This is a genomic window from Variovorax sp. AC103, from assembly GCF_979254005.1.
This window is the reverse complement of record NZ_CEEDFC010000005.1, coordinates 13,709-29,504: the sequence shown is the minus strand read 5'-3', so window position 1 is coordinate 29,504 and position 15,796 is coordinate 13,709. Positions and strand designations below refer to the sequence as shown.

At 64.0% G+C, this 15,796-nt stretch carries 14 protein-coding genes and 1 pseudogene; 3 read left to right on the top strand and 12 right to left on the bottom strand.

The features are described from left to right. Window positions 1-861: 861 nt before the first annotated feature. The 4 genes from AC0IYU_RS08760 to AC0IYU_RS08745 all read right to left on the bottom strand — a co-directional run bounded on the left by AC0IYU_RS08760 (window position 862) and on the right by AC0IYU_RS08745 (window position 5,021). Window positions 862-1,674, bottom strand: coding sequence for an ABC transporter permease (locus AC0IYU_RS08760; protein WP_472115312.1), 813 nt, complete (start codon window positions 1,672-1,674; stop codon window positions 862-864). Beyond that, window positions 1,667-2,428 carry an ABC transporter ATP-binding protein gene (locus AC0IYU_RS08755; RefSeq protein WP_472115309.1) on the bottom strand — a complete coding sequence of 254 codons (762 nt, stop codon included), beginning with the start codon at window positions 2,426-2,428 and terminating at the stop codon, window positions 1,667-1,669. The genes AC0IYU_RS08760 and AC0IYU_RS08755 overlap by 8 nt, the downstream gene beginning before the upstream one ends. 74 nt (window positions 2,429-2,502) lie before the next feature. Further along, window positions 2,503-3,618, bottom strand: a complete 1,116-nt coding sequence (locus tag AC0IYU_RS08750; protein WP_472115307.1) for an ABC transporter substrate-binding protein — start codon at window positions 3,616-3,618, stop codon at window positions 2,503-2,505. 548 nt (window positions 3,619-4,166) lie between these two features. After that, window positions 4,167-5,021, bottom strand: a complete 855-nt coding sequence (locus tag AC0IYU_RS08745) for a helix-turn-helix domain-containing protein (RefSeq protein ID WP_472115304.1) — start codon at window positions 5,019-5,021, stop codon at window positions 4,167-4,169. Between the two features lie 307 nt (window positions 5,022-5,328). On the opposite strand from AC0IYU_RS08745, the gene AC0IYU_RS08740 reads away from it, so the two are divergent. Next, window positions 5,329-6,126 carry an autoinducer binding domain-containing protein gene (locus AC0IYU_RS08740; protein ID WP_472115301.1) on the top strand — a complete coding sequence of 266 codons (798 nt, stop codon included), beginning with the start codon at window positions 5,329-5,331 and terminating at the stop codon, window positions 6,124-6,126. Between the two features lie 24 nt (window positions 6,127-6,150). Here AC0IYU_RS08740 and AC0IYU_RS08735 read toward each other — a convergent pair whose 3' ends face one another. Continuing rightward, entirely contained in the window at window positions 6,151-6,744 is a 594-nt protein-coding gene (locus AC0IYU_RS08735; RefSeq protein ID WP_472115298.1) for an acyl-homoserine-lactone synthase, read from the bottom strand. Window positions 6,745-7,077: 333 nt separating this feature from the next. Between AC0IYU_RS08735 and AC0IYU_RS08730 the strand changes: the two genes are divergently transcribed. Then, the gene (locus tag AC0IYU_RS08730; RefSeq protein ID WP_472115295.1) at window positions 7,078-7,440 is read left to right on the top strand and encodes a chorismate mutase family protein; all 363 of its coding nucleotides are present in this window, start codon (window positions 7,078-7,080) and stop codon (window positions 7,438-7,440) included. Window positions 7,441-7,561: 121 nt separating this feature from the next. After that, the gene (locus AC0IYU_RS08725) at window positions 7,562-8,224 is read left to right on the top strand and encodes a helix-turn-helix domain-containing protein (RefSeq protein ID WP_472115291.1); all 663 of its coding nucleotides are present in this window, start codon (window positions 7,562-7,564) and stop codon (window positions 8,222-8,224) included. A gap of 494 nt (window positions 8,225-8,718) precedes the next feature. Here AC0IYU_RS08725 and AC0IYU_RS08720 read toward each other — a convergent pair whose 3' ends face one another. The 7 genes and pseudogenes from AC0IYU_RS08720 to AC0IYU_RS08690 form a co-directional block, all read right to left on the bottom strand. Beyond that, window positions 8,719-9,588 carry a DMT family transporter gene (locus tag AC0IYU_RS08720; RefSeq protein WP_472115288.1) on the bottom strand — a complete coding sequence of 290 codons (870 nt, stop codon included), beginning with the start codon at window positions 9,586-9,588 and terminating at the stop codon, window positions 8,719-8,721. Beyond that, the gene (gene pabB / locus AC0IYU_RS08715) at window positions 9,585-11,720 is read right to left on the bottom strand and encodes an aminodeoxychorismate synthase component I (protein ID WP_472115285.1); all 2,136 of its coding nucleotides are present in this window, start codon (window positions 11,718-11,720) and stop codon (window positions 9,585-9,587) included. The genes AC0IYU_RS08720 and pabB overlap by 4 nt, the downstream gene beginning before the upstream one ends. 335 nt (window positions 11,721-12,055) lie before the next feature. Next, window positions 12,056-12,465: pseudogene (locus AC0IYU_RS08710) on the bottom strand (fumarylacetoacetate hydrolase family protein); the annotation flags it as partial. A gap of 88 nt (window positions 12,466-12,553) precedes the next feature. Then, window positions 12,554-12,913, bottom strand: coding sequence for a hypothetical protein (locus tag AC0IYU_RS08705; protein ID WP_472115282.1), 360 nt, complete (start codon window positions 12,911-12,913; stop codon window positions 12,554-12,556). Between the two features lie 143 nt (window positions 12,914-13,056). Then, a complete protein-coding gene (locus AC0IYU_RS08700; RefSeq protein ID WP_472115279.1) occupies window positions 13,057-14,817 on the bottom strand; it encodes a RecQ family ATP-dependent DNA helicase in 1,761 nt (586 codons plus the stop codon). After that, the gene (locus tag AC0IYU_RS08695) at window positions 14,817-15,140 is read right to left on the bottom strand and encodes a hypothetical protein (protein WP_472115277.1); all 324 of its coding nucleotides are present in this window, start codon (window positions 15,138-15,140) and stop codon (window positions 14,817-14,819) included. The genes AC0IYU_RS08700 and AC0IYU_RS08695 overlap by 1 nt, the downstream gene beginning before the upstream one ends. Window positions 15,141-15,142: 2 nt before the next feature. After that, window positions 15,143-15,589 (bottom strand): DUF2934 domain-containing protein, encoded by a 447-nt coding sequence (locus AC0IYU_RS08690; protein WP_472115274.1) that lies wholly within the window; start codon window positions 15,587-15,589, stop codon window positions 15,143-15,145. Window positions 15,590-15,796 lie beyond the last annotated feature (207 nt).

The following is a 15,796-nucleotide window of genomic DNA, read 5'->3' as shown; positions in this document are numbered from 1 at the left end:
TCAGAAACCACACAGGGCGGTTATTACAAGACTACGACAAACATAACAGCAGAAGTTCAAGCCAGAATGGTTCGCAGACGGGCGATTTCGCTCGCCATGGGCCTTTTGATGACCCATGCGGACGTTGATGCGCGAGGCACGTTTCCGATCCGGGCCATCACATTGGTCGTTGGCTGGCCCGCAGGGGGCCCGGCCGACAACGTGGCTCGGCTCATCGCAACGCAGATGTCGACCGACTTTGCCGGACGTCCCGACCTTCGAGCAGATAGGGTGAAAGGCTTCTTTACCGAAAACTTGTGTGGCCTCACGGCGCCCGCAAAGACGCCCTGCCCATTCTGAAAACGTTGAACTCCGCACTGGCCAAGACGCTGGTGGATCCAGAAGTACAAAGGCAGTTTGTTGAGCAAGGCGCGTTCCCTTCTGCGCCGATGTCGGTTGACATCTTTTGGGGATACGTCAGGAAGCAGATGCCCGAAGCTGCAGAATTGCGCTGGCCTCAGGCGCGAAGCTAGAGTGAATTTCTAACGCAGTCTCAGGAGTCCATGGCTTCCATGGCTCCGCCAACTTGTGCAGTGCGTCGGTGGTTGCGCGCAGTTCGATGGGTACGGCCCCCATTGCCGGCTAGTGCACGTGGTGGCGGGCTCATTTCACCAAACCGATTCGAACGAAGGGCATCGAGTTGGCTTCCATGCGTGCTTTTGCGAAGGCGCTAACGTCGCTGGCCTGAGCACGTCGGGTGTCCGCTTTGGAGACATATGTATTGCCGCTTTGGGCGGCCAAAGCAGCCGGGCGCAAAATGTGCCGAGCGTCCTGCGTTCGACGAACTCACGGGGGCGAGGGGGAAATGCAGCGGTGCTCGCCTCAGCGCCAGTCCAGCCATCGCTTCTCCGCCATAGTGATGAGCGAAGACAGGGTGAGACCAAGGCTGCACAGCAGAACGACCCCGGCAAGCAGCCTGTCGACCTGGTAGAGATTGCCCGCCGCAAGGATGAAAGCGCCGATGCCCTCGTTGGAGCCGATCATCTCGGCCGTCACCAGCAATATGATGCCGATCGAGATCGAGACGCGGAACCCTGACAGGATGCCGGGCAACGCCGCGGGCAGCACCACCTTGCGCACAATGCCTGCACTGTTCACCTCAAAACTCTGCGCCATGCGGATCAGGCTCTTCGAGACATTGTCGACGGCCCCATAGGTGCTGATGACTGTGGGGAAGCAGACGCCGAACGAGATGATCATGATCTTCGACCACTCGCCGATGCCGAACCACACGATAAACAGCGGCAGCAGCGCAACCTTGGGGATGGTGATCAGCGCGGAGACCAGCGGCACCCCGACCGATCGAGCGGTCGAATAGAGCCCGAGCGCCAGGCCTGCCAGCACGCCCGTGAAGGTGCCGGCTGTCCACCCGACGGCCAATCGCGTGATGGAAACGACCAAATGGTTCCAAAGAGCGCCTGTGGCTAGCAAGTGCCAGAGCACCTGTGAGATCGCCCAGGGGCTGGGAAGAAAGACCGCATCAACCCATCCAAGGCTGCTCGACGCTTGCCAACCGAAAACGATCAGACAAAGACCCGCGATCGACACAGCGGGCAAGCGCCGAGGCGCAAAGCCGCCACCACGGAATGCAACAGGCCGGGGGGTGGGGCCAAGGGGGATGGTTGAATCAGACAAGTTCACGCTCCGCGTCGAGCGCGTCTTCACGCAGCAGGTTCCAGATCAGACGGGACTGCGCGTGCAGCCCGGGGTCGTCCGCCTCGCGCTCGAGCAGCGGCGTGTCGATGGTGATGAGGGCCTTGACGGCGCCCGGACGTCGCGAAAGCACCAGCACTGCGTGGCCAAGGCGGATGGCCTCGGCGAGGTTGTGCGTGACGTAGACCCCGGTGAAGCCTTCATGCGCAGACAGCTGGGCGATGTCGTTCAAGAGCAATTCGCGTGTCTGCGCGTCGAGCGCGGAAAGCGGTTCATCCATGATGAGGACGGCAGGCCGCACAACCATGGCGCGCGCGATGCCGACGCGTTGGCGCATGCCGCCTGACAACTGCCTGGGCAGCGCTGCCGCGAACGTCGTCAGGTTCGTGCGATGCAGCGCGTCGTCCACCAGCCGCCGGCGCTCCTCCCTTGACAGGCCCTTATCCTCGAGCGGGAACTCCACATTGCTGCGCACGGTGCGCCATGGCAACAGCGCGAAGTCCTGAAAGACGAAGGTCAGCGGATTGATGCACCCGGCTGGCTTCGCACCCGTTAACCTCACGTTCCCACTGTCGGGTGCCTCGAGGCCGCCGATGATGCGCAGCAGTGTGGATTTGCCCGATCCCGAGGGCCCCACGATTGCGAGGATCTTGCCGGACGGCACGCTGACCGATATGTTGGAAAGAACGGGCAGAGCACCGTAGCTGTGGGAGATGTTGTCGATATCGAGACGCATCGAAATCCTTTTGAGAAAAGTGTCACGTCGCAGGCACGCGGCCGGTGAGGGCATCGGTCCTGGGACCACATCGTTCAGCGCGAGAACGACAGGTCGATGATCCGGCTTGTGCTGACCGTCGCGTCGATGAAGCCCTGTGACCGGTACCAGTCCACCTGACGCTGTACATCGGCCGCATCGAGCGGCGCGTCGGGCTCCACGTAGTACGCGCCATCGGTCACCAGTTGCGCGACCCGCTCGCTGGCTGCATCGTTGGGCATGATGTGTTCGCCAATCATGAGCGCGACCTCCTTGCGACGCAGGCCCGAGCCGAAGAATGCGTCGTTGTAGAGAGCCGCGCCGCGGCGATAGGCCTTGACGAAGCGGGTGACGGCATCTCTTTGCCGCTCTAGCACCCGGGTGGCAGCGAAGAGTGCGCCGAAGCGGTAGTCGCCGGCATCTGCGACCCGCGCGATGAGCTTGGCTTCGCCGCTCGCTGTGAGCTCCGCGGCAGCCTGCGGCGAGACGATCGCACTGTCGACCTGGCCTGTCTTGAGTGCGGCCATCATGTTCGACATGCTCTGCAGCGGACGCAGTGTCACCCGCTGAATGTCAAAGTGTTCGGCTCCGGCGAACATGCCGAGCTCGTAGTGGAAGGACGATCCGGTCTGGGTGATCCCGATGGAGCGACCCGGAAGGTCGGAAGCCTTGCGCAGGCCTTGCGCATGGGCAGCGTTGGAAGCCATCAAGATGTCGCCGGGACGGCCCTTGACGATGGCAGCTTGCCCGGCGATGACCTTGAGTGCCCCCTTGCCTGCGATGTTGAAGAAGCCCGCCGTCATGGCGGTCACGCCCAGATCGACATCCCCGGCAGTGACCGCGAGCGCGATCGGCTGCGCCGCGTCGAAGTATCGGATCTGGACCACGATTCCCTCGTCCCGGAAGAAGTTCTCATGCTGGGCGATGAACAGCGGCCCCGCAGAGGCCAGCCGCAGTGCGCCGACCTTCAACGGGGGAGGCTCTGTCGCCAGCGAGGTCAAAGGGGTGCCGCTCAGCGCGACAAGAAGAAAGGCCAGCACACCACGCTTGCTTGCCATCGGCGTTCGCAAGTAGCGCCTGCGAACGGGCGACAGGGAGGAAAGGCGCAGGGCGCACCAGGGAAAAAGATTGCGCATGGGGTCCTTGTTGAGAATGGCCGTGATCACGTGCATACAGCAAAGCTGCGCCGCTGCCCGGGTGCTTCCTGATGAGAGGCGTCAAGCTCGCTCGAGGGCAGGTGAATCTAGTTTTCACAACAACAGGAATCAACCGTTGCACCCGACGCAACCCAAAGCCCTTTTCCTGGATCACTTGCCGGCTGATTTGTCTGGAGTGGACGGCGCGACGCGCGGGTTGCATGCGGTACAGCAGTCTTGCACTGCAGACAAAATCCCGATCGTGAACATGCCGGGCACGAGCGTGGCATTCAACACTCACGGACGGCGGCGTCGCTAGATGAAGATCCAGGCTGATCCGGCATCGAACGCCACCAGGGACGGCCGGCAGCCCGGCTGTCCTGTGGCACGGACACGCACAGGCTCGTCGCTTTGCGGAAGGCAAGGCTCTGGCGGGCCCGCGATGAAACAGGAGGTGTGTCCGCAATCGCCGCGTCGCCTGATCGGATCCGGCCGGGCCGACAGCCGCATCCAGCCGGCAATGGGCCAAACAGGCATTGGGGCCCGTGCGACGCAGTGCCGGAGCACCTGTGACGCCGAGCTGCCTAAACCTTACCGTAGAACATCTGGCGGTACTGCGACGGCGACATCCCGAGCACACGCAGAAAGGCCCTGCGCATCACCTCCTCCGATGAGAAGCCGCTGCGTTGCGCGATCTCCTTGAACGACCTGAGTGTTATTTCGGCGGCATGACAGGCATGTTCGAGCCGTATGCGCTCGACGGCGCGCGCCGGCGTGAGACCCGTGGCACGCCGGTAAAAGCGAGAGAACGTACGTACGGACATTGCGAGGTGCTGAGCCAGCCTTTCGTTCGTCAAAGACTCTCGAATGTGCAGCACGATCCATCGGTTCAGCGCGAGCACGCGCTCGTCGCCCGTCACCTGCGCGCGAAAGCGGAACGGTGCGCCGAACCGCTCAGGCGCGGGCGCGACTTGCTGCGCGATATGCATGGCGATCCGATGACCCGCATCTTGCGTGATGAAGCGCAAAGCGAGCTCCATGCCCGACAACGTCGCCATGGCCTCAACGTCGAAGGAACGGGCTGCCGCACGCGCGGAGCCGATCGCCGATTGCATCACCACGAACGCGTCTTCCCCGATCGATGCCAGCTGCCCGATGCGCGGGCGCTGGCGGGAGATCCAAGCGATGAGCGGCTGATAGGTCGACAAATCGCGAAGCGCCTGCGTAGCGCTTCGACCGCCCGCCACGACAAGCCGCTCGACCCGCCGCGGGATGTCCCTCGGGAGCGCGCTGACCTTGAGCGCGGGCTCCGCATGGCTGCGGACGGGCGTTGCTGCAGTGGCGAACGTGCGTACCTTGTAGGTCATCGACGGTTTCTCTTGGCGCAGCGTGTCGTTTGCGAGCTCGAACGCGCGCATTGCCGAGCTGGCTTCGTACAAATCAAAACCGTCTAGGAAGATGAACCATACCTCTGACATTGGCTTAGCACGGCAGGACGCACCCCCAACGGTCGCTGGCGTTGCAAACACCGGCGCCGAATCTGTGATGCTTTCGTTTTACGTGTCAGTAGCTCGTGAGCGCCGGTGGCCGGAACCGTGGAACATTTGTCGCTGTCGACCTTCGCAGCTTTCCTTAGACTCTTTGATCGACGGGCCGTCGTCGCCGCATGCATCTTATGCCGGTGTGGCGATGGGGCATACCCCGGCGGCTGCAGCCGGTCGCACTGCCTCGCTGAAAGGGTTGACGATGAAAACTCAAGAGCGCTTCTTCGACGCGGTGCACGAAAGCCAAGTTCGGGTCCGCAGGCCATGGCCTCACGCTCCCGTGTGTCCCGACGCCGGCCTGGACCTCGACATCCGGGCTGCGTTGGCACAGGCCGAGGGTGTTGCGGACGTGTTCGATGTCGTCGCCGAGAGCGTGCGCAGGTTGGGGTTCGAGCAGTGCGCGTATGGCTTGCGCATCTGGGTGCCCTTCACCCAGCAGAAGACGCTCATGATCAGCAACTATGACCCGCGCTGGACTCGCCGGTACCAGGATGCAGACTACCTGAGCATCGATCCGACGGTCACGCATGGGGTGCGCTCGAACGCGCCGCTCGTATGGAGCAACGGACTCTTCAAGCACACTCCCAAGTTGTGGTCCGAGGCACGTGCTTTCGATCTTCGCGTCGGCTGGGCACAGTCCTGTTTCGAGGCTGGTGGCTCTGTGGGGATGCTGACGCTCGCGCGTTCGCACGAGGCGCTGTCTCGCGTGGAGATCCGAACGCGCGAGCCGAATCTGAGCTGGCTGGTCGCCATCGCACACGCCGCACTCTCTGCAGCCTTCCGCAGGGCTCATTGCGTGGGGCACCCTGGGCTGACCGCGCGCGAGATCGAAGTCCTGCGGTGGATGGCTGACGGAAAGACCGCGGTGGAGGCGGCTATCCTTCTGCGAATCTCCGTGAACACCGTTAACTTTCATATCAAAAATGTGAAGGACAAGCTGCAGGCGGCCAACAAGACGTCTGCCGTCGCCCGCGCCGTAGCCCTGGGTCTTTTGAACTGAGTGCCGAGCCGCAGCGTCGGTCGCCTAGGCCTCCTGAGATGCGCGTGCGGGATGGCAAAGGGATGCACCAAGTTCAATGCGGCAGGCGAAAAGGTGATGGCGCCCGACGTGCATGGGTGGTGCCAAGCGACGAGCCGGGATGCCGGCATGCCGAAGGATGCGTTCGATGCCCACCGGAGAGACAGTCACCAGCGTCTGCGCACCCGCTTCACGGGCGACCCGCATGGTGCTTGCAAGCAAGGCCAAAGCATCGTCGGAGGCGCCGAATCGAGGAACATCTTGCGCCGGTGCATCAGGATCGATCGCAGCGAAGCGAGATAGCTCCCAGACTGCGGAATTGCGCGGCGCCGGGCAGGGGCCCAGCAGCTGCGGAAACGCATCGGCCAAAAGATAGGGGCGATTCGTGGGCAGCAGGCGCGCAACTCCGCGCACGCCCCCGTCGTCTTTCCGTGCGATCACGTACAGGGTGTCGCGGCCATCGAATCGGTCCAGTTCGAGCCGGCCGCGGGGCGACAAGTCCCATGCCAGCTTCTCCACAAAGACTTTGTAGCGATAGTGCGCCATGTCGAACAGTTGACCTGCCGTCAATGAGTCGCCCGTCCCGGTCACGATGTTCATGCGGACTCCCATGAGTGGATTACGTACCCATTAGAGGCAAACAGCGATTGCCGCGAAACTACCTGAACTGGCAGTTCCTAAAGCCTGACGGCACGCTGCGCTAAGCAAGAGCGCAATGCGACGATGCGCGCCGGGCGCTCAGGACCTTTCAGCTTGCAATTGCATCTCGTGCACCTCGCGCGTCGTACCACCGGTCATGCAGCCTCGGCGGCGGGTTGCGCGGGTGGTCTAGGGGCAGCCACGTGGTGCGCGTGTGCACCGCATGCAAGACTTGTAGAAAGCGGCAGCGCGCGCAAGGATCGGCACATCGACAACCCACTCCAGAGTGCCACCATGGAAACTTCCGCCGCGTCAGGCGGCGCCTCTCGCGCCGACCACCCGAAAGACAACCCCGAAGTCCTCAGCGCGTTGCAGGGACTGCGCGATGAACTTGACGGCATTGATTGGCGTTTGCTGGAAACCCTCAGGCAGCGACTGGATTGCTGCTGCCGCATCGGCCTTCACAAGCGCATGCACGAGATCCCGATGATGCAACCGCAACGCGTCGGTGTCGTACAGGCGCGGGCAGCCGAGTTTGCCGTCAATCACGGCATACGCGGCGAGTTTCTGCGCGCACTGTATGTCCTGATCATCGAGGAAACCTGCCGTCTCGAGCTCGAAGTCATCAGCGCCCCTGGGGAGACCTGGACCGCATGACGGTATCCGCACGATGGACGCGGTCGCTGCGTGCCGGGTCATTGCACGGCCTGGCAGGCGGCGGGCACTGCCGGTACTTAGCCGCTTGTCCAGAGCGTCGAATCTCATACACGCGCCGCCCATGAGCCGCATGCCTTCGCCATTCCCTACCGCAAGGGTTCTCAAGCTGCCGGCGCGGCTGACGTCCGCGAGCCCGGTGCCAGCGCGCGCCGCGCGCAGCGACTGCGCATCCATGATCGGCGCGCAAATTCACGCGCTGCGTACCGCGACGCGCACATCGGGCGGTGAACTCGCCACCCGCGCTGGAGTGTCCCGCTCGATGCTCTCGCGGGTCGAGCGTGGCCTCGCATCGCCATCCATCGAGACGCTGGAGCGTATCGCCGACGGGTTGGGCGTATCCATTTCTCAGTTCTTCATGAAGCACACCGACCGGCTCGACTTCCAGCATGTGCCGGCAGGCCGAGGGATCCCGGTCGACAGCCTTGCGGGCGCGACGGGTGGATGCTATGAACTCCTGGGCCACCTCATTTCTGGCGACATGGAAATTTCACCGAGCCTGGTGCGAATGGATGCATGCATAACGCAGCCAGGTGGCCTGACGCAAGACGGCCTGAAGTTCATCTATGTGCTCGCTGGCAGAGCGCGCTATCGGTATGGGCCGAAGCGGTTCGTCATCGGACAGGGCGACGCGTTGTTGTTCGACGCCTTGATGCCGCATGGCGTCGAGAGCGTGATGGAGGCGCCCTTGCGCTACCTGTGCGCTGTTTTCGCCCTGCGCCGATGAGCGTGCGAGGCGAACGAGGTCGCGCGAGTTTGCCGCGTCCGAGGGATCGCGGCGCCGGCGCTGTGTCTGGTGCGAAGACCTCGCGCTTCCGCGCCCGTCAGGCGAGCCCATCGCTCCGATCGTGTTGAGCCGCACGTCAATCCAGGATCGTCATTGGTCGCGTGCGAGTGTTCGCCGCGGTCATCTTGCCCCGACGACTGCGAGCAGCGCAGCTTCCCGCCGTGTGGCACAACATGGCGGATCTCGAAGAATTAAACATGCAAGATGTGCGGCCAGGCCGAGCGATCTTCGATTTGAGCCTGCGATGTCGCGACGCTTAGCCGTTGTGCGCGTTGGCATGGCGCTCCCACTCCATCATTGGCCCGTCGAAGAGTTCCACAACCCGGCGCATCCGGCGCGCCATGGAGTCCTGTGTAGCGCGTCGATCTCGCAGGCCGGGCGCGGGATGCTTCGACGCAAGAGCCAGAAGTCCCTTGGCTTCGCAGGTGCAGGCATCAGTCGTGACGCGCGCAGCGAAGCGTCATCAGGCCGGCAACCGTGATCAGCACGATCCCTCCGAGACGCGGCAAGTCCGGTATGTCGTCCCATACCAGGTAGCTCAGCAGACATGACCACACCACCAGCGTGTAGCGGAAAGGTGTGACGGCTGACAAGTCGCTCTTGCGGCATGCTGCGATGAGCGCATAGTTGCCCGAGGCCGAGCAGATCGCGGCGCCTGTGAGCGCCAGCGTTTCGCGGCGCGCGAGAGAACTCCATGACCCGTCCGACGCGACGCCAATCACCAGACCTGCTGCGCAGACCGCAAGAGTCGTGGCGGTGGCCACCGCCGCAGAACTCAGCGAGGCGGGTAACCGACGGGTGACCATGTCTCTGGCGGCCAAGGATGCTGCGCAGAGGCACGCAAAGCCGACGCCTTCGCTTGCGGCAGGTTCGAACGGTCGCAGGACCAGAAGTGCGCCTGCAAGGCCGACCAACGCTCCCAACAACCGGACAAGACGCGCGGGCTCCCATCGCAGTGCGATGCTGGCCACCACGATCAGCAACGGCGCCGTCATCATGAGCGAACTGACGATTGCCAAGGAAGCGCGCGCGAGTGCGAGCACCGACGTGACGGCCGTGGTGATCTCCAGGATGCATCGCAGGGCCAGCATAGGCTGACACAGATCGCATCCTGATCGCGGCGTATCGACACGGCGCCATGAGACCGCCGCAAGCACCGCGACAGCGGCCACGCTGCGGACGGTGAGAACCTGACCCGTGGGAAATGCGTGGAGCGTCAGTTTGACGAACGCGTCGTTGAGGGCGTAGCACGCCATCGCGATGATCATCAGCGCGATGCCGCGGCGGTTCTGCGCCGACGTCATTCCCCGGCGACATCGTGCGATGCAGGAGGGAACAACGGCGGCGGGATTGGCTCGGGAACCTGGATCGGGCCTGGAGCGCTACCGCACTGCAGCAGCACCTCCCTTGGGGCACGGGCCTTGAGAATGATCTCGGCCACCTCCGCGTCGGGCCGCGACTGCGCGACGATGGCGCCGCCCGTGCCGATCGACACGCGCCCGGCCGCGCTGACGATGGTCCGGATCACGATGTTCAATTGCGCGGTCCCGTCGAGCGAGAGATAGCCTATGCTGCCGGCGTACACCCCCCGCGCTGCGTCTTCGAGCGCGTCGAGAATGCGCATCGTGCGCTCCTTTGGCGCTCCAGTCATGGACCCACCCGGAAATGCTGCCCGCAGGCAATCGATCGCATTCAGTCCAGCGCGCAAGCGCCCACGGATCGTGCTGACCATCTGATGGACGGAGGCATAGGTCTCGATGTCGAACAGCGCGGGCACGTGGACGGTGTCCACGTCGCAGACCCGATTGAGGTCATTGCGCAGCAGGTCCACGATCATGAGGTTCTCTGCGCGTGTCTTTTCATCGCCCGCCAGTTCTTCCATGATGTGCCGGTCCTCGTCGGCATCATCGCTGCGGCGCGCGGTTCCCTTGATCGGACGGGATTCCACGCTGCCGTCTGCGTGGATGCGAAGGAACAGTTCCGGCGATGCGCACAGCACCGCCAACTCCGGCGTCTTCAAGAAGACCGCATACGGTGCAGGACTGCGCGCGCGCAGGGCTCGATAGACGGCCCACGCATCCATGGAGCCCGATCCGATGAGCTGGTTGGTCAAACACACCTCGTAGGTCTCGCCCTGGAGGATTTCGTCTTGTGCGCGCATGATGCGTTGCCTGTAGTCCGGCAAGTCGACGAGCCAGCGAAGCGGTCCCACCGCACGCGCGGCATCCGCCGTACTGAGCGGTTCAGCTGGCATGCCCTCCTGGAGTCGCCGCGTGACCGTGTCGACCCAGTGCGCATTCGATGTCGAAAGCCGCGCCCCGTCGAGACACACCACCCAGCTGCGCTGATCGAGGTGGTCGAATGCGATGAATCGATCGGCGAGGATCCACACCGCATCCGGTGTGGCCGCACGGTGCGTATCGCCTCCGCCAAACTCGCGCTTGAGTTCGTAGCCAAAATACCCGACAAAGCCACCGGTGAAGTCGAAGGGCAGGGCTGTCGATGGAGGATGGGGCGGTGGCAGTTGCTCATGCAGATAGTCGAAGATGCTCTGGCGGCGCATGTCGACCGCGCCATGGGCGTGGATCGCGAGTTCGGCGCCGTCCGTCCGATAAGTGACGCGCTTAGCGAATGGACCTGTATCGTCCCCCATGAAGGAGAAGCGCGCGCGTGTGCCGTCGACCAAGCTGCTGTCGAGCCAGAACGACGTCGAGGCATCTGCAAAAAGTGTTGCGTAGACAGCCTCAGGGTCTGGAAAGACGTCGATGCAATGTGCATGAACGGAGAGGGCAGGTGTCTTGCCGAGCTTGAATTCGGGCAGGAAACTGCCCATCGTGCTGGCGGGACTCTGGCGATCTCGCCAGGCCAGCGTGAGTTCGCGAAAGTTGTTCAGCAAGCGTGCCCCGTATTCGGTGCAAATCGATTCTGGATGAAACTGTACGCCCCACCAGGGTCGCGACCTGTGGCGCAGGGCCATCAAAGTCCCGTCGCCGGCCCAGGCGAGCGCCTCGAGTTCGATCGGCAGATCGTAGACGGCCAGCGAGTGGTAGCGCACCGCTTCGAAATGGTTGGGAATGCCGCGAAAGATATCTGTCGCGCGGTGGTCGATGCGATCGAGTCGCCCGTGCATCGGCCGTGTGGCGAGATCAACTCTCGCGCCGCAATGATGGGCAATGGCCTGGTGGCCGAGGCAGACACCCAACACAGGGACTCGGGCGTGCTGCAGCGCGTCGGCCGAAATACCAAGGTCCCCCGGACGCTGAGGACGCCCCGGTCCCGGCGAGATCACGATGTTGTCAAATTCGAGCTCTTCGATTTTGCTCCAGGCCCTCTCATCGTTCTTGACCACCAGCGGTGTCTCGCCATTGCATGCGGCGAGATACTGATACAGGTTGTAGGTGAAGGAGTCATGGTTGTCGATCAAGAGTGTGCGCATCGCTGGCTCCATGCAGGAAGGAGCCTGATTTTTGTTGACCGATGGCTGCGCGACAACTGCCAGATCAGGTAGTCGGTTGCGAAACAGAACCGCTGCCAGCGTGTTGCATTTCGCGCTTTTTGCCTGCACAGGGGCGCATCGAGGGTTTCGACTTGGCAGTCAATTCAGTCCGGCGCGCCGACGCGGGGAACTGCGGCTGCGCGGTGGCCAGACGGGGGCGCCGTTCGCCGACTTGCGCGTAGACGTCCGCGACCTGGAGTGCCACCAAATTGGGCGCAAGCAACATGCGCACGAACGAAGGGGCATGGCGGCCAGGACCGTGACAACCCGGCCCTTCAGCGAAAGGCGGTTCCATGTGCTTCGCCCAGCCCGCTCCGCGCTGCGCCCGGGGCTTCGCACCATGCTCCCAAGATCAGCGTGTCGTTGTCCTCGAGAAAGGCCAGCCTCTCACCGTTCGGCAGCTCGATGAGCGCCTTGCCGCCGGTCGTCAGCTCCATCAGCGATCCGGGTTCCGAACGCGCCGGCCCTGACAGCGTGCCCGAGCCCATCAAGTCGCCGGGAGGCAGGTTGCAGCCGTTCTTCGTGTGATGCGCAACGAGCTGCGCCGGTGTCCAGTAAGCCGCGCTGGCCATGTGCGGGCCATCGTGACCATCCAGGGTGAGATGGTGCTCGCGAAGTTCTTAGACAGGAACGGGCCCAGAAGTTGATATTCCCAGCCTTGAGCGGGGCAGCGCGAGCCATCGCTCGAACGGCGCAACCTGGTACCCGGCGCTTCACAGGCGCTTTGGGAGCAAGCCGGCGGCGATCGCGGGCCGGCCGCCGCTGGAACGTCGCTACCTGAGGACGCCGAATCCGAAGGCGGTGAGCTTGGCCTGTTCGGAGTCCGCTTTCTGCCGGTGCCTCGTAGTCCGCTTGGCGCGCTTGCCGGAGCGCGGGTCTTCAGATCCGGAATCGGCGAGTAACGGTGCTCGAGGCCCGATGTCCAGGTTATTCGTGAGCGATTCGAGGGCGGCCAGCCCCTCTGCCATCGCCGCATGGAAAGTGCGCTCGGCTTTGCGCGCTCGTTTCAGGGCGTGCCAGTCGTCAGCGCCGTCTGAGCCGGCCTCGCTCAACACCCATTTGAAGGCGCCGGGCTCGGGTTCCTCCACATGGACGGATATGCGTCGCAGCTCATTTTGCGAGGGTTCAGTCATGCAGGGCTCCCAACGCGGTTGGATTGCAATGAATCTTCCGGGACTTCACGATGAGAAGTGAAGCTTGCCGCAGTGTGCCCTTGATCTCCTGTTGCAGGGGCGGCGACAGGCTGCGCTGTCCGCCTGCTGTTACCGAGCAGGCGTCAGGCCGCACGAGCGCATGCCGGCAAGGACTTCGCTATGGCTGCGGCGCGCGCGCTAGGCCGGCGTAGACCGGTCACATAGTCCGGATGAAAGCAGCGCTCGCTTCCATCGTCAAACCCGATCGTGACCGAGCTGCCGTCCCATGCAATCACCGTGCCCCGGCCGAAGCGTTGGACCTTCACGGCGTCGCCGATACAGAAGGCCGACAACACTTCCGAAGACGGCGCTGCGTTCCCGGTGCTCACGATGATGGGTTGCGCCAGGGCCGCCTCGTGGGCCGCAATACGGCGGCAGTTGTCGCACGTGGCGCAGCGCTCAAGGCGCGCTGACTCGTCGAGATCGCCCAGCAGCAGCTGCCACCTGCACCGACCGGACTGCGCATACGCGACCATGCGTTCGAGCGTCTCGCGGTCCTGCTCTCGCCGCTGCGTGTAGGTTTCGAGCAAGGCCTGCAACTCGGCTTCGGTGGTCTCGGTCTTGCGCACCCACAGGCGTCCGCGCCGGTCGGCCTTGAGCACCTGTGCCTGCTTGAGCAGCGCGATGCCGGCCTGCACCCGCGTGCGCGGCCGCTCCAGCGCGTCGAGCAGGCCATCGGCGTTCCAGCCCAAGGGATCGGGCGATGACGCCAACAACTGCCGGTAGATCGCGTCGAGGTCTTCGAGCTGCGGATATTTGCCGGCGAGAAAAAACTGCTGCACCGTCCGGTCCTTGGCGTGAAAGAGCAGGGTGCAGCGCGCACGCTGGCCGTCGCGCCCGGCGCGTCCCGCTTCCTGGTAGTAGGCGTGTAAGCTCGAAGGCATCTGGCCATGCAGCACGAAGCGTATGTCGGGCTTGTCGATGCCCATGCCGAACGCATTGGTCGCCACCATGACCCGCACGTCGCCTGCCATGAAGGCCTCTTGTGCGGCGGTGCGCTCGCGCGAACCGAGTTTGCCGTGATAGAGCGCCACCGACACATCGCGTGCCTTCAGCGCATCAAAGGTGCGCTGAGCGGCCTTCACGGTCGAGGCATACACGATGCCGCTGCCCGGCTCCTGGGCGACGAGCTCGACGGTGCGGCGCAGACGCTCGCCCTCGTCGGCAAGTTGCTCGACCGCGAATTGCAGGTTGTCGCGGTAGGCGCCGGTATCCACCAGGCCCGTGCGGGGAATGCCCAGTTGCTTCATCACGTCGGCGACCACCTCTTCCCCGGCTGTGGCCGTCAGCGCAAGGACGCCCGGGCTGCGCAGCGCCTTGATGGCCGGCCCGATCTCGAGGAAGGCAGGGCGAAAGTCATGCCCCCACTGCGAAATGCAATGCGCCTCGTCCACGACGACCAGCGCGGTCGGGTGCGCACCCATGCGCTCGAGGAAATCGGGCTCCGCCAGCCGCTCGGGCGTCGTGAGCACGATGCGCGCGCTGCCGTCTGCGATGTCGCGCTCGGCCTGCGCGAGTTCGTCGGCGTTGAGCGCGCTGTTGACCTGCACCGCGTGGATGCCCAACTGCCGCAGCCGGTCGCACTGGTCCTTCATGAGCGCGATGAGCGGTGATACCACCACCGTCTTGCCCTCGAGCAGCAGCGCCGGCAGTTGGTAGCACAGCGACTTGCCTGCGCCCGTTGGCATCACCGCGAGGGTCGGCAAGCCCGCCATGACGCGCTCGATCACCTCCGCCTGGCCGCGGCGCAGGTGCACGTGGCCAAAGACGCTGCGCAATACCTCTTCGACGCCGCGCGCGGGCGGCCTGGATCTCGTCGATGCCCCTTCCGTGTTGCGTGGCATCAGGCGTCCTCGGTATTGCTGTCGTCTCCTTCGTTCTGTTCGCCTTCGGCGGCAAGTTCGTCGGCGCTTGCAGCATCGAGGTCGTCGATGGAGGTCGACGCTTCGAAGGCGTCATCGGGCAAGACTCCCACCCTGTCGGGCAGGATGTCCGCATTGGTGGCTTCCTCGAAGCCGGCCTCGCCGCCCTCGGTGGCCGCGCGGTCGCCCGTGCCCAGGGCATCGCTGCCGCTGTCGCTCGAGTCGCTGGGGCCCAGGCTTTCTTCGTCGGTTCCCTTGGGTTCGAGGGGAGGGCGCTCACCGCCCAGGATGCTGCTCGTCGCCATGTTCAAGTTCCTTGGTCCGGGGTGGTGGCGTTTGCCTTCTGGTTGACTTCCTGCTCGGCTTGCAGCCAATCCTGTTCTTCGCTGCCGGCGCTGCCGCCCTCACGCTCACGCCGCTGATAGGCCTCGTAGGCCGCGCGACGGATTGCGGCCTCGCGTGAGTTTTTGTCGGGCGCGGCGTCTGAAGCGGCACCCTGGCCGGCACCGGGCTCGCGATTGGACGCCGGCGTCAGGTCCTCGGTCAGGCCGAACGCCGCGGAGTCGTCCTGCTTCGTGGCTTCCACGTTTTTGCGCTTGTCCTGCATACGCTCGGCAGGACCGGGGCCGGACACGTCTTCGCCTGCTGCGGTCTTCTTGCCGGTGAAGCTTTCACCCGCTCCCATGTTGTCCACGCCGCCGCTGGTGGCGGGGCGGGTTCCGTCGCCGGAACCGCTGACGGGTATGTCGCTCATTTCATTCTCCTGTGCACTGGGGTTGGTCGTTCAATTGATGGTTTCAGGGTGCTCATTGGCTTGGCGGTCGACTGGGCCGTCAAAGATCACCAAGCTGACCATGGCACTTCCCGGCTCAACGGTCGGTGCGACGGCGCCGCTCGTTGGAAAACCGTGAGAGGTGATGCCAGGCAAGAGGTGCTCATGGCCGAAGGTTCAATCTAACCT